The sequence below is a fragment of the Lacrimispora sphenoides genome (genome assembly GCF_900105215.1).
Lineage (GTDB): Bacteria > Bacillota > Clostridia > Lachnospirales > Lachnospiraceae > Lacrimispora > Lacrimispora sphenoides_A.
Genome location: NZ_FOIP01000002.1, coordinates 2197942 through 2222282, shown reverse-complemented (window position 1 = coordinate 2222282; position 24341 = coordinate 2197942). Strand labels below are relative to the sequence as shown.

Below are 24341 nucleotides of genomic sequence, written 5' to 3'. Positions count from 1 at the left end.
ACTTATTTTATGCGGGGCCAGCCGGCAAGTAATTAAGGAATGAGCCATGCAGGAAAGGGTACGTTTAACCGAAGCGATCAGGAAGATGAGATTACGAAGACCACGAAAAAGCATGTCAATCCAAAATGTGACAATCGTCACATTTATCTGTCTGTTCCTTTTGTCCCTGGTGACTATTGAAAAACTTGTTTTGAACAATTGGCAATCTTCCATAACCAGAGAGACTGCCGGGATTTCTGAAAAGATGAATCAGGATGTGATTGAAAAGATGAATTCATTTTTCAGAGTTCCAGTTACGGCAAATGAACTAGGGAAAAAGTTGATTGAAAATAAAACCATTGATTTTTTAAACGAAAAGAGTCGCAACTCTTTTTTTATTGGCATTTTAGAATCTTATGAAAAAGAGATTTACAGTTTTACATATGCATCGGTTGATGGAGAATACTATGGGGCCCTAAGAAATAATAAGGGGGAACTTGAACTCATAAAAAGTAATGATGAAACTGGCGGAGAAAGCTGGCGCTGTGATATAAATGAGGATATGACAGCGGGGTCGTTGATACGAAACACAGGCACCTTTGATCCCAGGCTGCAGGAATGGTATCAGGCGGCTGAAAAAGAGAAGAGGCCTGTTTTTTCGCCAGTATACAGAGATTTCATCGTCAATGACCTAGCAGTGTCTGTTTCATGTCCTGTATATGATGAGGAAGGAGCGCTTAAGGGTATTCTAGGGACCCATATGCTTCTTTCCGATATTGGGGATTATCTGAAAAACGAGGGAGCCGGTTTCAAGGGCTACGTGTCTGTTATAGAGAAAGACTCCCGGAATTTAATTGCAAATTCCATGGGAGAGGATAATTATACCGTAGCTGGTGACGGATCACTGAAAAGAAATACGATCGATGACCTTTCCCTTCCGGCCTGGAAGAGCAGTTACGAGAAGTATCGTAAATCCCAGAAGACAGAATTCTCATGGATGGAGGGAGAAACGGACTGGTATTCGAATGTACAGGAATACCGGAAAGCAGGTCTTGACTGGGTCATTATTTCTGTGATTCCGGGAAGTTTTTTTGCTGCAGAACTGAACCGGAATATCGGGGTTTCGGCGGAACTGGCTGTTATTGCCGGCGCTCTTTCCATTTGTATTTTCTTCTTGATCATCCGAAGGCTTTATAAGCCTATCAATGGCTTACTGACCATTGCGGAGAACATTTCTGCAGGGAATTTAGAGCAAAGAGTGGAGATTGTAAGGAATGATGAAATAGGAAGAATATCCAATGTATTTAACCGCCTGGCAGATAATCTGCTTGATATGGTCAAGCATCTGGAATGTATTGTTGAATTGCGGACCAAGGAGTTAAATAAGGCAAATGAGATATTAAGGGAGAGTCAGTCCCAGCTTCAGCTCATACTGGATACCGCGGCGGAAGCTATATTAGGTACGGATTTAAACGGAAGATTCACATTCTGCAACAAAAGCTGTCTGCGCCTTCTGGGATATTCAAAGCCCGAGGAATTGCTGGGAAGCGATATGAAGTTTTTTGCGGATTTTCTTAGTCCTGAAAAGAATGGAGGGGAAAGAACCGGTGTGCTTAGACGGGCCGACGGTACCTGCTTTGATGCGGAGTACCGCGCTCTGCCCCAATTAAGGGAAGGTAAGCAAGTTGGGTATGTCATAACCTTTGCCGATATTACCGAGCGAAAGAAGGGGGAGGAAAAGATCCGCTTTTTAAGCTATCATGATCCTCTGACCGGATTGGTAAACCGGAGGCGTTTTGAGCAGGAGATGAAGAAAGCAGACACGCAGCAGAACCAGCCGGTTTCCCTGATATTTCTGGATTTAAACGGCTTAAAGCTCATCAATGATACCTTTGGGCATACGGCAGGAGATGAATTCATAGTTAAGGTCGCCCAGGTCTTGAAAAAGAACTGCCGGGAAGGGGATGTTGCCGCACGGATCGGCGGCGATGAATTTACGATGCTGCTTCCCCGCACGTCCGGGGAAGAGGCGGAGTCCATTGCTTCGAGGGTAAAAGATCAGGTTTCAGTGGAAAAGGTAAATATGGTGTCATGCAGTGTTGCGGTTGGAATTGGAACAAAGGCCAAGCACTGGCAGAAGATTGAGCGGATCCTGGAGACAGCAGAGAACGAGATGTATAAGGAGAAGAGCATTTCTTCCATAAACTTTGGAATTCATGCAATTAACGGCATTATCACTTCTCTTCATATGAAAAGCCCATGGGAGAAAAAACACTCAGAAGAAGTCAGCAAGCTGTGCGAAAGGATCGGCATGGCAATGGAGCTCCCTGAAACAGAAATTAAGAAACTGCGGGACGGAGCATACCTCCACGATATCGGTAAGATCACCCTGAGTGAGTCGATTCTTGAAAAGACTCATGAACAACTGACGGAAGCAGAACATGAGATGATGAGACAGCACCCGGCCATCGGATACCGCATCCTGAATCTGTCCCAGGAAACTCTGGACCTTGCCAACGGTGTGTACGGACATCATGAATGCTGGGATGGTTCCGGGTATCCCAAGGGTTTAAAGGGCGAGGAGATCCCGCTTATTTCCCGTATTTTATCTGTTGCAGAAGGGTATGAGAGAATCTTAAACCGGGAAAATAACCGGGAAGCGGGAAAAGAAAATGCGCTGCAAGCCATTATAAATGGTTCCGGACAAAAGTATGATCCAACGATTGCTGAATTGTTTGTACTCATCATGAAGGAGAATAAATAATGGCTCCATCATTGGATTTCCCGCATTGGCGAATGGTTGTTCGCTTCCATTATTTATGCTATAATGCCTACGGCATAGCAGTTGTCCGTAGAAACAAAAATTACAGTACGATGATTTATAAGACTGCAGTTGGAAAGATACTATGTCTGAATTTCCATATACTTAAGAGAAATGCCTGTAAGAAGATTCAAAATTCAGGATTTTTCAAAATTGCAATTTTGAGGAGGCACAAGAAACATGAAGTACTTAAGAAACAAGCTTTTACTATTTATCTCTTTGCTGCTAATCTTTACGGTCATATTCCTGACCACCATTTCTTCGATTCTTTATTACCGAAGCTCCATGGCTGAGGCAAAGCAGAATTCGTCTTATCTGGCAGCAGCATATCAACAGGGGATCGATTCCGTCTTAAATATTTACCGCAATGAATTAAAAGTAACTGCATCAAAGAGCTTTTTAACAGATGGCAGAACATCAGATTCAGAAAAGAAACGTCTGCTGGATGAGGAGGCAGAAGCTTCAGGTTTTCATTACATAACAGTAGCGGATGCACAGGGAACCAATAACAAAGGGGACCAGATTGCAGACCAGGACTTTTTTACAGAAGCCCAAAAAGGAGTTGTCTATATTTCCGATCCGTTTTTAAATGAAGATCAGAAGCTGAGTCTTTATATAGCAGCCCCTATTGCCGGCACCGGAAACGTATTGTATGGATCTCTTCCTTATGAAGCCATCAGCGCCGAACTGACGAAAATCAAAATCGGTGAAAACGGATATGCCTTTGTTATTGATAAGAATGGACTGACTGTCATTCATCCGAATGAAGACGATGTATCCAATCCAAGAGACTATTTTGAACTGGCAAAAAAAGATCCATCCTATGCGCCTACCGCTAAAATTTTTAAGGAAATGACTTCCGGTAAAACAGGTACCGGTTTCAGCTATTATAACGGACAGCGCCGCCTGGTGGGATATGTTCCCTTAGCCGGGCCGGAAGGCTGGTCAGTTGCAGTCACCACGCCTTTGACACAGATCGAAGAAAATATGAGCTATACTCTGATCATGTGTGTGATCGCCGGGCTGGTTCTGCTTTTAGCAGCCATAGCTATTACCCGCATATTCTCCAAGAAGATCACCGAACCGATTGTGACTGCAACACAAAGGATTGAACGGCTGGCCAGGGGAGAACTTGATGAAGATATTGAGCCGGTGAGAGGAAAAGATGAAAGTGCACGGCTTATTATGGCCCTGCAGAACACCATCCATGGATTGCGGTCATATATCATGGATATCTCAAATGTGCTGAATGCCGTGGCGGCCAAAGATTTAACCGTAAGAAGTGCCGTGCAGTATCAGGGTGATTTCATTCCGATCCAGTCCGCCCTGGACCAGATCTTAGACTCTTTAAACAATACACTATGGAATATTACACAGGCAACGGATCAGGTACGTTCCAGCTCCGCACAGGTTGCGCTGGGCGGACAGAATCTTGCGGAAAATTCTGCGGAACAGGCGGCGACTACAGAGAGCCTGACCAATTCTCTGGAAATGGTATCTCATCACATTCAGGAGAATGCAGAGCATTCCCTGTCGATGAAGAACATGACAGAGTCAGCGCTTTTGGAGACTCAGCATGGAGATGAGGAAATGCATAGGCTGCAGCAGTCCATGGCGAGCATTGACGCTTCTGCAAAAAAGATCCAGAGTATCATTCACATCATTGATGATATCGCTTTCCAGACCAATATTCTGGCACTTAATGCAGCGGTGGAGGCAGCTCGTGCCGGTGAGGCAGGAAAAGGATTCTCCGTGGTAGCAGACGAAGTACGGGAGCTGGCTTCCAAAAGTGCGGATGCAGCGAAGCAGACGACTGATCTGATTCACAGCACCATTGAGTCTGTAAAACAGGGAAAACAGAATACAGAGCAGACTGCTGATGTGTTTAAGAAGATCGTAGAACAAACTAGTTCCGTTAATACGCTGGTGTCAAGGATATCTGAATCACTGGAGAGCCAGGCAAGCAGTGTCTCTGAACTGGGAGAGGGAATGCAGAAGATTTCCATGGTTACTCAGGCCAACTCAGCAACAGCAGAGGAGAGTGCGGCAACCAGTGAAGAACTTTTAAGTCAGATGCAGATGTTAAAAGAACGGGTTATGGAGTTTCAGTTAACACAGTCTTAGAAGAAAGGTTATAAAAAATGATTGACAAATAGGCAGGATAATAGTATATTAAACATATATGTTTAGTATGTATAAGGAGAAATCAAAACGATATGAAAACGAACTGCGTATGTAACATGAATCTTATGATGAATTGTTGCTGCTGTAGATGCTTCATGAGAAGAGATACAGTTTATTTACGTGTGCGTTTTGGTATCTGATTTCCAAATGTTATCCTGAGACATAGGGAATAATAAATGGAAGGAAGCAGGTATATGCGTATACCTGCTTCCTTTTGCATTTATTAATATAGTACTTATCGGAACTTGTATTGCAGGTGAAGATAAAAGGGCTGTCTATAAGCCCGTCCATCCGATCATCGAAAGCGTCTTTTGCTTTTGATAATATAAAAAGGGAGGAAGGTAATGGATGGATCACATAAGTAAAAAGGAGGGAGAAAGGAATAATCATGGATTTTGAGTTTATTCGTGCCTATATGCCGTTGTATGCAGAGGCGGCAGGTATGACACTTCGAATATCTTTTCTGGGGATCCTGCTGTCAGCAGCCATTGGCCTTTTGTGTAGCCTGGTTAAGATTTTTAAGATACCGGTGTTAAAGAGTATTGTGAATGGCTATATTGAGGTATCCAGAAATACGCCTCTTTTGATCCAGCTGTTTTTTTTATACTTCGGACTTCCTAAAATCGGTGTTGTTTTAAGCTCTGAAAGCTGTGCAGTCACAGGGCTGGCATTTTTAGGAGGAAGCTACATGGCGGAAGCATTCCGCACGGGAATTGAACAGGTACCGGTCATCCAGTCAGAATCGGGACTCAGCCTGGGACTTACAAGAGAGCAGGTTTTTCGGTATATCATCCTTCCTCAGGCGGTTACCACCTCGGTCCCTGTATTTTGTGCCAACATCATATTTCTTATAAAAGAAACATCGGTATTCAGTGCGGTTGCACTGGCTGACTTAATGTTTGTGGCAAAGGATCTGATAGGAATTTATTATAAAACAGATGAGGCCCTCTTAATGCTGGTGGCAGCATACTTAATCATCCTGCTGCCGATATCCTTATTCTGTTCCTGGATAGAAAGGAGGGTCCGCTATGCAGAATTTGGGAATTAGAATACTGTTTGAGGGAAATAATTTTCTGCGGTTGTTCGGCGGTCTCCTGGTATCACTTAAGATCGCAGTTTTATCCATGTTTTTATCCGTGGGACTTGGAATACTCCTAGGAATGGTGATGACCAGCAAAAAAAGGCCGGTCCGGTTTTTTACAAGGATTTATCTGGAGACAGTCCGGATCATGCCTCAGCTGGTTCTATTGTTTCTCGTTTACTTTGGAGCTGCAAAGCATTTGAATGTGAATTTTTCCGGTGAAATGGCCGCGGTCATTGTATTCACTTTTTGGGGGACGGCAGAAATGGGAGATCTGGTGCGAAGCGCTCTGGAATCCATACCGGCTCATCAGTATCAAAGCGGCTTTGGTCTGGGAATGACGGAGCTTCAAGTGTACCGGTATATTGTGATTCCCCAAACGGTACGCAGGCTGCTTCCGTCGGTCATGAACCTTTTGACGAGAATGATCAAAACCACTTCTCTTGTTGTACTAATCGGTGTGATTGAGGTGGTTAAGGTTGGAAAACAGATCATTGACTCCTCCAGGTACACGGTACCTGATGCGGCCCTCTGGGTATACGGAGTGATCTTCATTCTGTACTTTGTGATTTGTTACCCGTTTTCCAGGGCTGCTGCCCTGCTAGATAAAAAATTAAAGGATTGATAATATGAGTCAGGAAATGATTTTAAAGACAGAGAATCTTAGGAAGTCCTACGAAAGCGGGCAGCCGGTTTTAAAGGATATCTCCTTTACCTTGGAAAAAGGAGAGGTAGTGGTGGTCGTAGGACCTTCCGGCTGCGGAAAAAGTACCTTTTTACGATGTCTCAACATGCTAGAGCCTATTGATTCCGGTACCATTCAGTTTAAGGACCGGATCATTGACAGGGGCAAACGGGATGTTTATGAAATAAGACAGAAGATCGGCATGGTATTCCAGAGTTACGATTTATTCCCACATAAGACCATTCTGGGAAATATTATTCTGGCTCCTATAAAGGTGCAGAAAAGGGATAAAAAAGAGGTGACAGCGGAAGCAGAACAGCTTCTGGCCAGAGTAGGGCTTCTGGATAAAAAGGATTCTTATCCCAGGCAGCTCTCCGGCGGGCAGAAGCAAAGAGTGGCTATTGTACGGGCGCTTATCATGCATCCGGAGATCCTGCTCTTAGACGAGATCACGGCAGCCCTGGACCCGGAGATGGTACGGGAGGTGCTGCAGGTGGTGTTAGAACTGGCAAAGGACGGAATGACCATGGTCATTGTCACACATGAAATGGAATTTGCTAAGGCGGTGGCTGACCGTGTCCTGTTCATGGATCATGGCGTTGTAGTGGAAGAGAGCCTGCCGGATGAATTTTTCACCTCACCCCGGACAGAGCGGGCAAAACAGTTTTTAAATACGTTTCATTACGAAGCGTTATAAAATAAAAAATGAAATGGAGGATGTAATTATGAAGAAGAAATTACTAGGTGCATTATTAGGCATTACTATGGTGGCAGGTCTTTTGGCAGGCTGCGGCCAGGCAAAGGACAATGGAGGAAACACCGGAGGGGCAGCTGCAAAGGCAAGAACCTTATCCGAGATCAAGGAATCCGGAACCATTAAAATCGGCGTATTCAGCGACAAGAATCCTTTTGGATATGTGGATTCCAACGGAAAGATCCAGGGCTATGATGTATATCTTGCAAAGCGGCTGGCAAAAGATTTACTTGGAAGTGAGGATAAGGTTGAATTCGTATATGTAGAGGCTGCCAGCCGGGTGGAATATTTAAAATCCGCCAAGGTGGATGTGATTTTGGCTAATTTCACTGTTACTGACGAGAGAAAGGAGCAGGTGGATTTCGCACTTCCTTATATGAAGGTGGCTCTTGGTGTCGTATCTCCTGATGCAGCTCTGATTAACGATGTGGCACAATTAAAGGATAAGACCCTTATCGTGGTAAAGGGAACTACGGCTGAAACTTATTTTTCCGAAAATCATCCGGAAATAAAGCTGTTAAAGTTTGATGAGTATCAGGAAGCTTATGACGCTCTTCTTGACGGAAGAGGAGATGCCTTCTCTACCGATAATACGGAAGTTCTTGCATGGGCTCTTCAGAATAAGGGATTCACGGTAGGAATTGAGTCCATTGGAAATCTGGATACCATTGCTCCGGCCGTACAGAAAGGAAATAAGGATCTTCTGGATTGGATCAACAGCGAGATCGAAACTCTTGGCAAGGAGCAGTTCTTCCATAAGGATTTTGAGGAGACTCTAAAGCCTGTATATGGAGATGAGATCGATCCTGAAAATCTGGTTGTGGAAGGCGGCCAGGTTTAAGATACAAGAAACTGAGAAAAAATATCATCAGCTGCTTAATAAGAACTTAATGAGAAAAATAACCGGCAGGGCGTCTTGACGTCCTGCTTTTTTTATTTCATAATAGCATTGTTATATAACAGCGTTATAAAAAGGGAGAAACGATGAGCGCTCAGGTAAAAGATACACATCTTGCCATTTTGGAGGCGGGCAGAAAGGAATTTTTGGAGTATGGCTATGAGGGGGCTTCCCTAAGAAGGATTGCCAGGGAGGCTTCTGTTACAACAGGAGCCATATATGGGTATTTCCCAAGCAAGGAGGCGCTTTTTGATGCATTGACCGGAGATGCGGCAGATGGGCTCCTGGAAAAGTACAGACAGGTTCATGACGAATTTGCAGGTCTGTCTCCCGGTGAGCAGGCGGCTTCCCTGGATCATATTACCGATGATACGATTCCCTGGATGATCAACTATATTTATGACCGGTTTGATATATTCAAGCTGTTTTTTTGTAAGAACAGCGCGGGAGGTTGTGATAGCTATTTCGCTCAGCTGGTTAAAATCGAAGAGAAATCAAGCTGGGATTTTATCAATGCCATGAAAGAATCGGGGCATGAGGTTATGGATATTGACGGCACCTTGATCCACATCTTATCCCGATCATTTTTCCAGCATATTTTAGAGTTTGTGGCCCATGATGTCCCAAGGGAAAAAGCTCTTTCCTACTCGCTGGTTCTGGGGACCTTCCAGCACGCAGGGTGGAAGAAGATTATGGGACTTTGATGTAGTGGAGCTGTTTTCGGTTCCTTCGAACAAAAAAGTTTTACATAATGGTTAGTTTAAGCTAACCAATTTGATACAGGGAGTTGCTATTAAAAAGCAGTTACATTTTACCTAGAAAGGTGGTTTATCATGAAACAAATTAATTCTGCGGCTGCCAGGCCCAAAACCGGCATGGCAAGGTTGATGGAGCTTGCGGCTACCAAAAAGCCTCTTATGGTCTCCTCGGTGATCTTATCGGCGCTGGCATCTATCGCCTCGTTTGTGCCTTATATCGCCATTTACTTTGTGGTGAGGGAAGTCATGGGAGTATTCCCTGACTTTGAGAATCTTGATCTGCAAAGAACGGTTGGGTTCGGGTGGCTGGCCTTTGGGGGAATCCTTCTTAATGTATTGCTGTACTTTGCAGCTTTGATATGTTCCCACCTTGCCGCTTTTGGTACGCTGTATGAGCTGAAAGTGAACTTTGCTTCCCACCTTGCCGGATTGCCTCTGGGATTTCATATGCTGGTCGGCAGCGGTAAACTGCGTAAGATCATGGATGAAAACATTGAGAAAATCGAAGGATTCATTGCCCACCAGCTTCCTGATCTGGTGGCTTCCTTTGTAGCTCCGGTGGTCATGTTCATCATTCTTCTGGCAGTAGACTGGCGATTTGGGCTTGCGGCTGTGGTTGGCATTGTCATTGCCTTTGCAATCCAGATTAAAGCCTATGGCAATGACGGGGCGAAAACCATGATGGCAAACTACCAGAGCGCCCTGGAGGATATGAACAATGCATCCGTGGAGTATGTCCGTGGAATCACTGTAGTCAAGGCGTTTAAGCAAACGGTGTTCTCCTTCCGCCGGATGCACAGCGCCATTAAGGAATACACCCGAATGGTCATTCCTTATACCATGAGCTGGGAAAACTATATGTCCGCTTTTCAAACGGTCATCAATAACATTTATTTATTCCTGATCCCGGTTGGTATTCTGATCGGACTGCATACAACGGATTATCCTGGTTATGCAGCCACTTTTATCTTTTACCTGATCTTTGTGCCATCCATTGCCTCTGTTTTGATGAAGATCATGTATGTTTCTACCAGCGGGATGCAGATCATTGGCGGTGTGGAGCGAATGGATGAAATTCTGAATACGCCTCCCCTTAAGAATCCCCAGAGACCGAAGGAAATTTCCAGTCATGAGATTGTATTTGAAAGCGTATCCTTCTCTTATGCCGGTCAGGAGGCCCAGGCACTTTCTGACATTTCTTTCCGGGCGGAGGAAAATCAGATCACCGCAATCGTTGGTCCATCCGGCGGCGGCAAAAGCACCATTGCCCATCTCATTCCACGTTTTTTCGATGTAACAGAGGGAAGGATCAAAATCGGAGGCGTTGACGTACGGGATATGAGAAATGAATATCTGATGGAAAAGGTCAGCTTTGTATTCCAGGATGTGTTTCTCTTTAAGCAAAGCATTATGGATAATATCCGTTTGGGGAATCAGAGTGCCACTGATGCGCAGGTGGTTGCTGCGGCAAAGGCGGCACAGTGCCATGAGTTCATTGAAAAGCTGCCGGAAAAATATCATACGGTCATAGGTGCAAAGGGCGTCCATCTCTCAGGCGGAGAGCAGCAGCGCATTGCAATTGCCAGAGCCATTGTAAAAGACGCTCCAATTGTTCTTTTAGATGAGGCAACAGCATTTTCCGATCCAGAGAACGAACATTTGATCCAGCAGGCGTTTCAGAAGCTGATGCATGGGAAGACGGTAATCATGATTGCCCATCGCCTGTCAACCATCCGCAGCGCGGATAAAATCATAGTAGTAGACAAGGGCTGCCTTATGGAGCAGGGCAGGCATGATGAATTACTGGAAAAACGGGGGAAATATTCTGATATGTGGAATGTATATACGAAAGCTCTTGACTGGAAGATGGATAGAAAGGGGGTGAAAGAACATGTATAATTGGAAGGAATCACTGATGCTTACGGATAAAGGCTACAAGGATTTAAAGAAGGCCATTGTCGCCTGCACAATCACGAATCTGTCACTCATGTTTCCCTTTGCAGTGACCATTCAGGTTTTTGCCGAGCTTTTAAAGCCGATGATGGCCCAGGAGATTTCCTGGACGAGGATGTGGTTTTTATTCGGATGCGGCCTTGTCTCTGCAGTGCTTGTATTTCTTGCAAGTAAAAACGACTATAAAAAAACCTATGTCACTTCTTATCTGGAAGCAGAAAATTCCAGGATCAGTGTTGCAGAACGGATCCGGAAGCTGCCTATGAGCTTTTTTAACGCAAAGGACCTTTCCGAGCTGACCACAAACATTATGGCTGATTGTTCCACTACGGAGCATGTGTTGAGCCACGTCATCCCTCAGCTGAGTGCCAATGCTATTTCCATTTCTATTATCTGTGTGATGATGGCTCTTTTTGACTGGAGAATGGCTCTTTCCGTATTCATCACTGTACCAGCTGCGCTGCTTGTCATCTTAGGCAGTAAAAAGATTCAGGCAAGATTAAGCGAGAAGCAGGTGGAAGCAAAACTGAAAGCTTCCGATCAGGTGCAGGAGTATTTAGAGGGGATTAAGGTTATAAAAGCCTGTGGCTTAGACGGTTCAAAATTTTCGGCGCTAGATGATGCTCTGCGCCTGATGAAGAAAATGGCAATCAAAATGGAATTTGTCACCGGAACTTTTGTCACCGGAGCTCAGATGATTTTACAGGCAGGTGTGGGGCTGACCGTTTTTGTCGGAACCTATCTGCTGACAGGGGGCAGCATCCAGCTCATCCCCATGCTCATGTTCTTTGTCATCGTCGTCAGGATTTACGGCCCGGTCCTTGTGGAATTTACCCTTTTGCCGGAATTGTTTTACCATCGGATTGCCACAAAACGGATGCGTACCCTTATGGCTGTTCCGGTCATGGATGGTGAGGGCGTTAAGCCTCTGAAACACTGGAATATTGAATTTGAGAATGTTACCTTTGGCTATAACATGGAAAAATCCCGGGAAGACAGGGTGATCAAAAACCTGTCCGTATCCATTCCCTCCGACGCCATCACGGCTCTGGTGGGCCCTTCCGGCTGTGGGAAAAGCACCATCTCAAGGCTGATCGCCCGGTTCTGGGATGTGAATGAGGGCAGCGTGAAGATTGGCGGAATTGATGTGAAAACCCTGGATCCGGAACATCTGATGAGCTATATGTCTTTTGTATTCCAGGATGTGGTGCTGTTTAACGATACAGTCTATAATAATATCCGCATCGGAAACATGGAGGCTACGGAGGAACAGGTTATGGAAGCGGCAAAGGCCGCCTGCTGTGACGGATTTATAAGCGCTATGCCCCAGGGATATGAGACAACGCTTGGAGAAAACGGCAGCACACTTTCTGGAGGGGAACGGCAGCGTATCTCCATTGCCCGGGCCCTGTTAAAAAATGCACCTATCGTACTTTTAGATGAGGCAACCGCCTCCCTTGATCCAGAGAATGAAGCGCTGATCCAGCAGGCAATTTCCAGGCTGATCGAAGGCAAAACGGTAATCGTCATTGCTCACCGTTTAAGGACCATATCAGGGGCGGATAAGATTATCGTGCTCAATGAAGGCAGACTGGCTGAGGAAGGTACTCATGAGGAACTGATGAACAACAAGGGGCTTTATGAAAGGCTGTATAGGATCCAGCAGGAAAGCCTGGGATGGAGTGTCTAAGGGGTAAAATTACCCCATAACAGATAGGAGGAGTGATCCAGGTGAAAACCAGCCATATTGTATATAAGGTAGATGACTTGCACCGGGCAGTAAAAGAATATAAGGAAAAGGGATTCGTAGTGGAATATGGGACAAAGAAAAAACCATATAATGCAATTATTTATTTTTCCGAAGGTCCCTATCTGGAACTGCTTGCTTCAACCGGAATGCCGGAAATCATGAAGAGGATTTTGCGAATGTTCGGAAAAAGCAAATTGGCAGACCGCCTGAATGATTGGGATAACCATAAAGGGGGCCCATGCGGAGTCGCCCTTGAGAACTATAAAACAGATTTAAGGGAAGAAAAGGGGATCCTGGAAAAGTATAAGCAGGGATATTTTGAAATGCTTTCACGGAGGAATGATACCAAGGGAAGAAAATTACGGTTTACGTGCCTGTTTCCGGATGAGATGCAGCTTCCTTTCCTTATGACTTATTTTAACATTGATCCGAAACCTGTGAACTTTATACACCCGAACGGTATAAGAAGAATTAAGAACATATCCTTCGGAACGAGGGAAGAGTTGATACCAATTATCAAGGAACTATGTGACGATCCTGTATTGACCCTGTTTATAGGGAGAGGAATTAAAGATCTGGAATTTGAATATGCAGTTAGGGAAATATAAATTAGGCCGCCATTTTTGGCGGCTTATTTTTTTGAGAACAAGATGACAGGCATGTGATCTGATCCAGTGGCGCCGGGCGGCTTTCATGGGTTGGAGTTATGTATTGTGTACATGTATGTTTGCAATAACAATGAAAAATAGTGCAAAAGTTCAGGATGACAAAAGAAATGTAAGAATATTAAATGGAAAAGTGCACATCAAAACCTTATAATTAGACCATAGGAATTAAACATTTCCATATAAGCGTGAACTAAAATAATTTAATAAAGGAGAGGTTATTTATGAAAAAAAGATTATTAACAGCTTCACTGGCAGCACTGGCGGCATTAAGCTTATCTGCCTGCAGCGGTGGCGGAAAACCTGCAGAAACAACGGCAGCTCCCCAGACGGCAGAGACGACGGCTTCTGCCGAAACAAAGGCAGAGGAGTCCAAGGACGGAGCAGACGCAGCAAAGGCACCGGAGGATTACAAAGGAACCGTTGTCGTATATTCTCCCCATGATGCGGACCCGCTCAATGCAGGCGTGAACTTATTCATGGAAAAGTATCCAAATGTTAAGGTGGAAGTTGTTGCGGCCGGCACAGGAGAACTGTGCAACCGTATTGCAGCGGAGTCAGCTAACCCTATTGCAGACGTATTGTGGGGCGGCGGTGCAGACTCACTGGCAGCGTTTAAGGATCATTTCGCTCCCTATGTATGTGCCAATGACGAGTTCATCGGCGATGCTTATAAGGACACCCAGGACATGTGGATCGGTGAAAGCCCACTGCCTATGGTCATTTTTTATAACAAGAACTTAATCGAGAAGGATGGCCTTGCCATTCCCGAGACATGGGAAGATTTGACAAAGCCTGAATGGAAAGGCAAGATCGCATACTGCCTGCCATCTAAGTCCGGCTCCGCGTACACACAGCTTTGTACCATGATCCTGGGCCATGGCGGCAAGGAAGACGGCTGGGATTTCATCAAGAAATTATATGACAATCTGGATGGAAAGATTGTTGACTCTTCCGGTAAGTGCCACAAGATGGTTGCAGACGGTGAGTTTTACGTAGGTCTGACCCTTGAGAAATCCGCAGTTCAGTATAAAGATGATCCTTCGGTTGGATTCGTATATCCCAAAGACGGAACCAGTGCAGTACCAGATGGTGTAGCTCTTGTAAAGGGCGCTCCCAATGAGGAGAATGCAAAGCTGTTCATCGATTTCGTTACATCAAAAGAGTGCCAGACAGAGCAGAGCAAGAACTGGGGACGCCGTCCGGTAAGAAGCGACATGGAAGTAGGCGAAGGAATGGCTAAATTACAGGATATCGTGCTGGTAGATTATGATTTTGACTGGGCAGCAAATGAGAAGGAAGCTATTATTGAGAAATTCAATGACATTATGGTCGACTAATAAAAAGGATAGGAATACATTCTGACGAAAAAGACTGTCCCGGCCCTTCGGGGACAGGACAGTCTTTTACTGTAACAGACAGAAATGCAACGAAGGTTTAAGGAGGAACGAAAGGTATGAGCCATGCAGTAATTATTAAACAGGCCGTGAAAAAATACGGTGATTTTACAGCACTTAATGGGGTGGATCTGGAGATGAAGCCGGGAGAATTTTTCACATTACTTGGTCCCTCCGGATGCGGTAAGACAACTCTGCTTCGTATGATAGCAGGATTTAATACAGTGGATGGCGGTGAGATTTGCTTTGATGACAGGGTAATCAACAACTTGGATGCCCACAAGAGGGATATCGGAATGGTGTTCCAGAACTACGCCATCTTTCCCCATCTGACCGTGGCGGAGAATGTGGCTTACGGTCTGAAAGCAAAAAAATATCCAAAAGATCAGATTTCCGGCAAGGTGGAGGAAGCCCTAGACCTGGTACAGATCAAAAATCTAAAGGACAGGAAACCCAATGAGCTTTCCGGCGGCCAGCAGCAGAGGGTGGCTCTTGCAAGGGCATTTGTCATTGAGCCGGGGGTGCTTCTCATGGATGAGCCCTTATCCAACTTAGATGCAAAGCTCAGAGTACAGATGAGAACGGTAATTAAAAAGCTGCAGAGACGGCTTGGGATCACCACCATTTACGTTACCCACGATCAGGAGGAAGCTCTGGCTATTTCTGACCGGATCGCAGTCATGAAGGAAGGCAACATCATGCAGGTAGGATCTCCGGAAGAGATTTATAAGAAGCCGGCGAATACCTTTGTAGCCGGATTCATCGGAGTATCTAATTTTATTGACTGTGAAGTGGATGGAAGCGATCCGGAGAAAGCCGTATTAAATATTAAGGGGGAATGCAGCTTGACATGTAAGCTGAAATCCGCCTACAAAGGAAATGGGATCATTTCTGCAAGGCCGGAGCAGTTGTTTTTCGATGAAAAGGAAGGGCTTCCCGGTAAGATCGTCATTTCCACTTTCCTGGGAGATTTCATTGAGTATGAAATACAGCTGAACAACGGGCAGACCATTCAATTGAATGAATACACAAAGGATGCCAGCGACTTGCGGCCGGACGGTCAGGAAGTGCGGGTGAACTTTGATATCAGTGCGGTAGGCGTATACGATGCTAAGACCCAGGAGGTGATATCATGGTAAAGAAAGGATGGAAGTTTGACTTCTGGTTTTGGGTAAAAGTGGTGGTGGTAGGCTTCATGCTGCTGTTTCTGATTTACCCTTTCTGTACCCTGATTACGCGAAGCTTCTTCTCCGGCAAGGTGGAAGGCTTTACCCTTGAGAACTACATCCGGTTTTTTTCGAAAAAGTATTATTATTCCTCTCTTGGGCGAAGCCTGTTCGTCTCCATTGTCACCACGGCTACGACTTTGGTCGTAGGGGTGCCCATGGCCTATCTGATGTCCAGATACAACATTTTTGGAAAACGCTTTATCCATATATTCATCATAATGAGCCTTATGAGCCCGCCGTTTATCGGCGCTTACAGCTGGATCATGCTATTCGGGCGTGCTGGCTTTGTTACACGTTTTTTTGAAAGCATCGGGATCTTTCTTCCAAGTATCTATGGAAAGCTGGGCATTATTCTTGTTTTTACCTTCAAGCTGTTTCCCTATGTGTACTTATATACATCAGGGGCAATGGGAAGCATTGACTCAAGCCTTGAGGAGGCGGCGGAAAATCTGGGAAGCAACAAGCTTCGCAGGCTTTTGACCATCACCATACCGGTCATTCTGCCCTCCATCGCAGCGGGAGCCATTATGGTATTCATGACCAGCCTTGCGGACTTCGGTACGCCAATGCTCATCGGCGAAGGCTATATGGTTCTTCCCGTGTTAGTATACAACGAATATATGAGTGAGATCGGGGGCAATGCTCATTTGGCCAGCGCCCTGTCCGTGATTGTGGTACTCTGTTCGACTACGGTGCTTTTGTTGCAGAAATATTTTGTGACCAGAAAAAATTATGTCATGACGGCCATGAGACCGCCTAAGGAAGAGCAGCTTCACGGTTTCAAGCGCTTCCTGGTAACATTGCCGGTTATGCTGGTGACATGTATCGGCATCCTTCCCCAGATCGTGGTGGTGGTCAGCAGCTTTATAAAGAGTGATTTTACAGGTTTCAAAAAAGGTTTCAGTATCGAAAGCTATGTGACGATTTTTAACAGACTGTGGACCAATATCCGGAATACGTTCGTATTCTCTGCCACAGCCATTGTATTCATTATCATACTGGGCATGCTGATATCCTACATCGTAGTGCGTCAGAAAGGGATAGCAGGACAGCTTATGGATCTTCTCATTATGTTCCCCTTTGTCATTCCGGGCGCGGTACTGGGCATCAGCCTGATCGTGGCTTTCAATAAGCAGCCCATGATCCTTACGGGTACTGCCGCTATTATGATTATAGCCTTTGTAGTCAGGAAGCTGCCTTATACGGTACGGTCGGGCAGTGCGTTCCTGCAGCAGATGGACCCCAGTGTGGAAGAGGCCTCCATCAGTCTGGGCGTATCCCCCATGAAAACCTTTGCCAAGGTGACAGCAAGGCTTATGGCCCCGGGTATCCTGTCAGGAGCCATATTAAGCTGGATCACCTGCATCAATGAGCTGTCCTCCAGCGTTATGCTTTACGGCGGCAAGACAAGTACCATATCCGTGGCCATATATACGGAAGTTGTCCGGAACAGCTATGGTACGGCGGCGGCACTGGCTTCCATATTAACGGTCAGTACAGTCATCTCCCTGCTCATTTTCCTAAAGGTAAGCAAGGGAAAGGTTTCGGTTGTATAGTCCATCCAAAGGTTTCACAGGAAGGCTTTGGGCATTTTTAGAAAACATGGAGGGATACGAAGGATGGTAACGTTTGGTACCGGTGGCTGGAGAGCCATTATCGGAGAAGATTTTACAAAGGAGAATATCCAGAAGCTGGCGCTTGCCGTCAGTCTTAAGATGAAAGCGGAAAATGTAGAGGGAGAAGGAATTGTCATAGGATATGACAGACGTTTCCTTTCGAAAGAGGCAGTCATATGGGCCTGTGAGATATTTGGGAATCAGGGAATCAAGGTATATTTCGTAAACCGCAGTTCCCCAACCCCCCTCATCATGTTTTATGTAATGAAGCACAGGTTAAGCTACGGCATGATGGTAACGGCCAGCCATAATCCGGCCATATATAACGGGGTCAAGGTGTTTACCTACGGCGGGCGTGATGCGGATGAGGTCCAGACCCAGGATATTGAAAGATATCTTATAGAAGCGGAGCGGAATTATGAGCCAAACCATGAGGCGGCCGGACAGATGCCTCCAGCCTCTTATCTTGAGCTTGTAAAAAAAGGAGTGGTAGAGGAAATCAATCCTTTAAATGAGTATCTGGATAATATCATATCCGTCATTGATATGAATGCCATACGCTCCCGGGATTTCCGGGTTGCCATTGACCCCATGTACGGAGTGAGCCTTACAGCCTTAAGCACCATCCTTTCCGTTGCAAGGTGTACCATTGAAACCATTAATGACCAGCATGACACTTTGTTTGGCGGAAAGATGCCTGCACCAACGGAGCAGACACTGCGGAACTTACAGAATTATGTGCTGGACCGGTACTGTGATATCGGGATCGCCACGGATGGAGATGCGGACAGACTGGGGGTCATTGACGATCAGGGCCGCTATCTCCATGCCAACAACATTTTGGTGATGCTGTATTATTATCTTCTGAAATACAAGGGCTGGCGGGGACCCGTGGTTCGAAGCCTTTCCACCACCCATGTTCTGGACCGGGTGGCGGAGAGCTTTGGGCAGAAATGTTACGAGGTTCCCGTAGGGTTTAAATTTGTATCTGCGAAAATGCAGGAGACAGATGCCATCATCGGCGGAGAGTCCTCCGGCGGCCTGACGGTTAAGGGACATATTCATGGCAAGGATGGAATCTATGCCGCTTCCCTTCTGGTAGAAATGATGGCTGTATCAGGGAAAAAGCTGTCTGAGATTGCAGCAGATATCCGCAGAGAGTATGGGGCGATCCATATGGCAGAGCGGGATTACCGTTTTACCAATGAGGAAAAGGAGAGAATCAACCAGATTCTCATGATTGACCGGAAACTGCCAAAGTTGCCTTTTGAAATTGACAAGATCTCATATATCGATGGGTGTAAGGTCTACTTTAAAAACGGCGGCTGGGTGATTGCAAGATTCTCCGGCACAGAACCCTTGCTGCGGATCTTCTGTGAGATGGCAACAGAGGCAGATTCTGTGAGCGTGTGCAGTTTGTTTGAGGAATATCTGGGACTGCAGGAAGGATAGGAAAAGGAAGAGGAAAAGGCTGCTGCAAAAGGAAGTTATTATTTTGCAGCAGCCCCTCTGTGTTTCCTTTATAAAGTGTCGAAGCGGATATAGGTGCGGTCATCAAAGCTGTCATTTCCCATAACTAACCCTTTGGTGCCCTTGTTTTCCCGAAAGCAGAGGGGATCTTTTTGTATGAGCTCCTTTAAGGCGGCTTCGCTTTCAGCCAGAGTCTCCTTTAGAACAGGATAGCCGTCGCTTGCAAGAACTAACCGGGAGTGTGGGGGTACGGTATGGATGATGACACGATCTGAGTGAATGGGAAAACCGTTTATTACATCATATCCATAATCAGAGTCCTCATTGGCGAAAAGAAGCTGGCGGCGCAGGAGGGGTAGGATGTATTCCCTCCCGGTGTCATGGCCGGAAAATGACGTTTCTGTCCGGCCTGATAGAAGCTCCGTTTGGATATAAAGGCTTCTGACCTGGGAAAGCAGGTTGTCAATGGCTTTCACTTGCTGATGGTGGATGCCGCCAATGAGACATTGGCAGTCACCAAAGGCCCATACCTCCCTGCGGCTGTTACTATACAGGATGAGAACTGCCTGCAGGCGTTCTTCAGGTCTTTCCTCCAGGATGGAGCGGCGTGAGCGGCAGGCCCTGGCCAGGGATTCGTTTAAATAGTCCATGGCGCCGGCGCCGTCTATGTCGGAAGGCATGGTGCTTAAGGCATCAAGCAGCACCTCTTTTGCGTAGCATCCGCTGGTCATGTTTCCGGGACGGCCTCCCGGGCTTTCGGGCCAGGTAAGGGTTCCCTTGCTTGTAACTCCGTCGATTACTGCGATAAAGTTCTCATTTACAAACAGTCCATCTTCGCACAGGCTGCTTCCAATGTGTTTTGGGATAATGGATTGTTCTATGATATGTACGGCCATGGCAGGCACCTCCATTTGTCTATTAGGTAAAGTTTACCATAAATATGGTCTTCTGCCCATGGCAAAATAAGCACTTTTTTGATATAATGGATAAAACGAAACCATACTGAGGACAGGAGAGGAGGAAGCGTCTATGAGACTTTCTGACAGCACCAGGAAACGATGGCCGGCGGTCTGCACGCTGTCTCTTATTTGCTGCGTCCTGCTGTCTTCCTGCCGGCCGGAAACGGGGGAGCAGCCCATGAACTCCCAGGCGGATCTGGTGGTTTACTCGGTCCAGGAAAAAGGGATATGCGAGCCTGTTGTCAAGGAGTTTGAAGAACGTACAGGCCTTCATGTAAAGGTAGAAAACGGATCTTTGGAGGAACTGTTAAAAAAATTAGAGGATGGCAGCGGCCCATATGGTGATGAGGGGGAAGCATGGGATGTGGTATTTGGTGCAGGAATTGAGACCCTGGAAGAAAAAAAGGAATATTGGCAGGCTTATGAAAGCCCGGAAATCCCAACCATAGCCGGGGCGTTCCGGTGTGAAGATCATAAGTGGACCAGCTTTTCCGTCTGCCCCTTAGTCATCATGTACAATACCAACGTGGTGACATACCGGGAGGTGCCTGCGGGCTGGGCCAGCCTGTTGGAGCCAAGATGGAAAGGCAGGGTTGCTTTTGTGGATCCCGGTATGTCGGATATCTATTCCTCTGCGCTGGCTACGGCTGTCTATACGTACCGGGGAGAAGGAGACTATATGAAGCAGCTGGCAGATAACCTGGAATACGGGAGTCTTTCCAGCTTATCGGAAGTAAATTCCGGCATTTTGGATGGCAGGTATTCCCTGGGGGTCACCATAGAAGGGGCAGCCCAGGCGCTGCGCTTAAGAGGTGCAGATGTGGACTACATTTACCCGGAAGAAGGGACCACGGTGCTGCCGGATGGTACTGCCATTGTAAATGGCTGTCCCCACCCGGAGGCGGCCAGGCGTTTTTTGGATTTCACGGTCAGCAAGGATACACAGAGGATCCTTGTTTCGGATTTAAACAGGCGCTCCGTGCGGCTGGATGTGCCTCCTCTGCCAGGGCTTTCCCCTGTCAACAGGCTTCCCATCATAGATATGGATTTAAAGGGTCTTTCCCGGGAGAAAAAGGAAATCCAAAAGCAATGGAATAAGGTTCTGACTGTGTATAAAAGGAGGACTGGAGGATGAAGTGGTACGGTCAGTTTTCTTTCAAGACACGGGTATTTTTGGGATGTCTGCTGGTAGCTCTGGTGCCTCTTACCTTTTCAAGCGTGGTGGTTACCAGGCTTTTTGCAGCTTCCATTAACCGGCAGCTGGCGGTGGAGGGAAACCGGCAGCTGGAGGAGGTAAGCGCAAAACTGACCCAGCTGTTTGAAAACTGTGAGAAGGCCTGCGAGACTTTTACAGCAGACGGTACAGCAGCCAGGGTAATGATCGATAAGGATGCTATTGAGATGCAAAAGGATTTATATCTGTCCTTATATCAAGCGGTTCAGGAGATATACAGCAGCGCCCAGTTCAGCATTTATGATTCAGGCGGAAAGCTTCGTTTTACAACGGACACTGCTTCAAAAAACAGTTCTCTCCCCATACGCTGGGGGCTTTTTAAAGAAGGCACAGGAAGCGAGCGGGATCACCTATTACAGGACGGATCCCTATCTTCCGGGAACAGATAAAAATATCCTGATGCAGGGAGCTTATTCCCTGGAAAATTCCCATGGAGCAAGAACCGGATATGTGGTCCTTGATTTCTCACGTGAAAATTTTGACAATCTGTTAAATGGCTTCTATTCTTCCGGGGATACGTTTTTAGTGCTGGATTCCCATCAAAGGCCCATTTACTGCTCCAGTCCGGAGTATGGGGAAAAGGAGATCAATGACATCATCTTTCATGGAGTATCAGGACATGAGGGAGAAAAGGGAAGAGGAGTGTATACCAGGTATTTATGGACCAGGGAACCTTCCCAGGGGATCTATGTCATCCTAAGACGTTCCGCACCAATCAGTGCAGATGCCATCCGCACGATGGGAACGGTGAGCATACTTTTATCGGCTCTTGGTCTGGTCCTCTGCCTGATGATTTCCGGTGCTCTGTCAAGAGGCATTGCCCAGCCGGTGAGCCAGCTTGATAAGGCTATGGCAAAGGTGAAAAAAGGGGATTTATCCATCCGCATTCATACAAACCGGCAGGATGAGCTGGGAAGGCTGACGGAAAGCTTTAACCAGATGACAGGCGACTTACAGAAATACTTAGAGGATACGGTTCAAAAGCAGAAGGATTTAAATAAGACAACCATTAAACTGTATCAGACCCAGCTAAACCCTCATTTTCTCTATAATACCCTGGATACGATTAAGTGGAATGCCAGGATCAACCAGATTCCGGAAATCGCCATATTGGCAGAGAATCTGGCGGTAATCCTGCGAAGAAGTATATCCAGCCGCCCTTTCATCACCCTGAGGGAGGAATTAGAAACCATTGAAAGCTACATTCAGATCCAAAAAATCCGTTTTACGGGACGATTCCTCTATGAAACCGAGATACCGGACCAATTGGAGGACTGCATGGTGCCCAGAATGTTTTTGCAGCCATTGGTGGAGAATGCCATCATCCATGGGCTCGATGGGTGTGAGAACGGATACATCTGTATTTTTGCATATCAGAAAGATGGAGTATTAAGCATATCCATTACGGATGACGGGTGCGGGATGGATAAAGAAATGGTGGACTGGATCAACAGTGACAATCCGGTGAAAAGAGATGGACACTTAGGGCTTTATAATGTGATCCGTATACTGAAAGTTTATTACGGACAGGAATATGGGATCAGGGCGGAAGTGACAAAGGAGGGAACCACCATTGCGTTAAGACTGCCGGTCCAGAGGGAGGTGACGGATGTATAAAGTCATAGTTGTGGAAGATGAGACGATGGTCCGACGGGGAATCATTTTGACCATTAACTGGGCGGCTCTGGACTGTGTTATAGCGGGCGAGGCCGCTAACGGGGAGGAAGGGGCCAGTCTGGCAAAACGGCTCTCCCCGGACATTATCGTGACAGATGTGAAGATGCCCCGCATGGACGGGGTGGAGATGATCACCGAACTTCGGGAAGAAGGGTGCAGAGCGAAGTTCATTATCCTGACTGCTTACGGGGATTTTAAGTACGCCCAAAGCGCGTTGCGGTTAGGGGTCAGTGATTACCTCTTAAAGCCTTTAAAGGATGGAGATTTAGAACAGGCCATCCTGCATATCCGGAGTCAAATCGAGCAGGGGAAGGAAAAGGAGGCAGGAGAGGTTTCAGCACCGGTACTTCTTTTTAATGCGGACAAGAAATCCAAGAACAAATATGTGGCTGAGGCCATCCGGTACATCCGGATGCATTATCAGGAGAACATCACCATTAGTACGGTGGCGGAATACTTAGAAATCAGCGAAGGATATTTGAGCCGGGTATTAAAAAAGGAAACGGATTATACATTTACCAGCTATCTTACGTTTTACCGGATGCAGGTAGCCATGTCCCTGTTAAAGGACTGCCGGGTTAAGGTTTATGAGGTGGCGGATCAGGTGGGGTATTCGGACACCGCCTATTTCAGTGCACAGTTTAAGAAGCTTTTGGGAGTATCGCCTTCGGAATATCAGGAAAGATGCGGCAAATAAGAGGGCTTTGTTTGCCGGTTTAATTCTATTGTAAATGAATGGTAAATATGGTATAATGAGAATATAATTCAATAAAGATTCAAAAGACGAAGGAGGTTATTACTATGAAGTTTTTAAAGTGTAACCGTTGCGGTAATATTGTAGCGGTTGTAGAGGAAAAGGGCGGTACCATTACATGCTGTGGAGAAAATATGCACGAATTGGTAGCCAATACAACAGATGCTGCAACTGAGAAGCACGTTCCGGTTATTGAGATTGACGGTCAGCATGTAAAAGTTACAGTTGGTTCCGTTGAACACCCAATGCTTCCTGAACATTTCATCGGTTGGATCGCATTAGAGACCAAGCAGGGCAATCAGAGAAAGATATTGAATCCAGGTGATAAACCAGTGGCTGAATTCATGCTTTGCGACGGAGATGAAGTAGTTGCCGCATACGAATACTGTAATCTTCACGGATTATGGAAAGCAGATAAATAAAAAAGTTGAAAAGCTCATGGACCTGATGGTCTGTGAGCTTTTTTTTAGCAATACC

18 protein-coding genes and 1 pseudogene are annotated in these 24341 nt (G+C 46.1%); 18 read left to right on the top strand and 1 reads right to left on the bottom strand.

What is annotated here, in order from left to right; genetic code table 11:
- Nucleotides 1–46: 46 nt before the first annotated feature.
- The 14 genes from BMW45_RS27005 (at nt 47) to BMW45_RS26935 (ending at nt 19222) form a co-directional block, all read left to right on the top strand.
- The gene (locus BMW45_RS27005; RefSeq protein WP_092251047.1) at nt 47–2743 is read left to right on the top strand and encodes a diguanylate cyclase; all 2697 of its coding nucleotides are present in this window, start codon (nt 47–49) and stop codon (nt 2741–2743) included.
- Between the two features lie 237 nt (nt 2744–2980).
- Complete coding sequence (locus BMW45_RS27000; protein WP_092251046.1) at nt 2981–4924, top strand: methyl-accepting chemotaxis protein; 1944 nt, start codon at nt 2981–2983, stop codon at nt 4922–4924.
- Between the two features lie 448 nt (nt 4925–5372).
- Nucleotides 5373–6032 carry an amino acid ABC transporter permease gene (locus BMW45_RS26990; RefSeq protein WP_092251044.1) on the top strand — a complete coding sequence of 220 codons (660 nt, stop codon included), beginning with the start codon at nt 5373–5375 and terminating at the stop codon, nt 6030–6032.
- Nucleotides 6013–6690 carry an amino acid ABC transporter permease gene (locus tag BMW45_RS26985; protein ID WP_025233718.1) on the top strand — a complete coding sequence of 226 codons (678 nt, stop codon included), beginning with the start codon at nt 6013–6015 and terminating at the stop codon, nt 6688–6690. Before BMW45_RS26990 ends, BMW45_RS26985 begins: the two co-directional genes overlap by 20 nt.
- 4 nt (nt 6691–6694) lie before the next feature.
- Nucleotides 6695–7447: an amino acid ABC transporter ATP-binding protein gene (locus BMW45_RS26980; RefSeq protein ID WP_092251043.1), complete on the top strand. Its 753-nt coding sequence runs from the start codon at nt 6695–6697 to the stop codon at nt 7445–7447.
- Nucleotides 7448–7475: 28 nt separating this feature from the next.
- On the top strand, nt 7476–8345 hold the full coding sequence (locus tag BMW45_RS26975) for a cysteine ABC transporter substrate-binding protein (protein ID WP_092251042.1): 870 nt from the start codon (nt 7476–7478) through the stop codon (nt 8343–8345).
- A 143-nt stretch (nt 8346–8488) separates the two neighbouring features.
- Nucleotides 8489–9106, top strand: coding sequence for a TetR/AcrR family transcriptional regulator (locus tag BMW45_RS26970; RefSeq protein ID WP_092251041.1), 618 nt, complete (start codon nt 8489–8491; stop codon nt 9104–9106).
- A 129-nt stretch (nt 9107–9235) separates the two neighbouring features.
- Nucleotides 9236–11059 (top strand): ABC transporter ATP-binding protein, encoded by a 1824-nt coding sequence (locus BMW45_RS26965; RefSeq protein ID WP_092251040.1) that lies wholly within the window; start codon nt 9236–9238, stop codon nt 11057–11059.
- Entirely contained in the window at nt 11052–12803 is a 1752-nt protein-coding gene (locus BMW45_RS26960) for an ABC transporter ATP-binding protein (RefSeq protein WP_092251039.1), read from the top strand. The genes BMW45_RS26965 and BMW45_RS26960 overlap by 8 nt, the downstream gene beginning before the upstream one ends.
- A gap of 41 nt (nt 12804–12844) precedes the next feature.
- Complete coding sequence (locus BMW45_RS26955) at nt 12845–13471, top strand: VOC family protein (RefSeq protein WP_092251038.1); 627 nt, start codon at nt 12845–12847, stop codon at nt 13469–13471.
- A 281-nt stretch (nt 13472–13752) separates the two neighbouring features.
- Nucleotides 13753–14868, top strand: a complete 1116-nt coding sequence (locus BMW45_RS26950; RefSeq protein ID WP_092251037.1) for an ABC transporter substrate-binding protein — start codon at nt 13753–13755, stop codon at nt 14866–14868.
- A 116-nt stretch (nt 14869–14984) separates the two neighbouring features.
- On the top strand, nt 14985–16064 hold the full coding sequence (locus BMW45_RS26945) for an ABC transporter ATP-binding protein (protein WP_092251036.1): 1080 nt from the start codon (nt 14985–14987) through the stop codon (nt 16062–16064).
- Nucleotides 16058–17710 carry an ABC transporter permease gene (locus BMW45_RS26940; RefSeq protein WP_092251035.1) on the top strand — a complete coding sequence of 551 codons (1653 nt, stop codon included), beginning with the start codon at nt 16058–16060 and terminating at the stop codon, nt 17708–17710. The genes BMW45_RS26945 and BMW45_RS26940 overlap by 7 nt, the downstream gene beginning before the upstream one ends.
- A 63-nt stretch (nt 17711–17773) precedes the next feature.
- A complete protein-coding gene (locus BMW45_RS26935; protein ID WP_092251034.1) occupies nt 17774–19222 on the top strand; it encodes a phosphoglucomutase/phosphomannomutase family protein in 1449 nt (482 codons plus the stop codon).
- Nucleotides 19223–19290: 68 nt separating this feature from the next.
- Here the strand turns inward: BMW45_RS26935 and BMW45_RS26930 are convergent, their stop codons facing one another.
- A complete protein-coding gene (locus tag BMW45_RS26930; RefSeq protein WP_092251033.1) occupies nt 19291–20136 on the bottom strand; it encodes a hypothetical protein in 846 nt (281 codons plus the stop codon).
- Between the two features lie 133 nt (nt 20137–20269).
- On the opposite strand from BMW45_RS26930, the gene BMW45_RS26925 reads away from it, so the two are divergent.
- From BMW45_RS26925 to BMW45_RS26910, 4 genes and pseudogenes are all read left to right on the top strand, one after another.
- A complete protein-coding gene (locus BMW45_RS26925) occupies nt 20270–21334 on the top strand; it encodes an extracellular solute-binding protein (protein ID WP_092251032.1) in 1065 nt (354 codons plus the stop codon).
- Nucleotides 21331–23050, top strand: a pseudogene (locus BMW45_RS26920) (sensor histidine kinase). The gene BMW45_RS26925 and the pseudogene BMW45_RS26920 overlap by 4 nt, the downstream one beginning before the upstream one ends.
- Nucleotides 23043–23807 carry a response regulator transcription factor gene (locus BMW45_RS26915; RefSeq protein ID WP_092251031.1) on the top strand — a complete coding sequence of 255 codons (765 nt, stop codon included), beginning with the start codon at nt 23043–23045 and terminating at the stop codon, nt 23805–23807. The pseudogene BMW45_RS26920 and the gene BMW45_RS26915 overlap by 8 nt, the downstream one beginning before the upstream one ends.
- Nucleotides 23808–23911: 104 nt before the next feature.
- A complete protein-coding gene (locus BMW45_RS26910; protein WP_025233703.1) occupies nt 23912–24286 on the top strand; it encodes a desulfoferrodoxin family protein in 375 nt (124 codons plus the stop codon).
- The last annotated feature ends 55 nt before the right edge of the window (nt 24287–24341 follow it).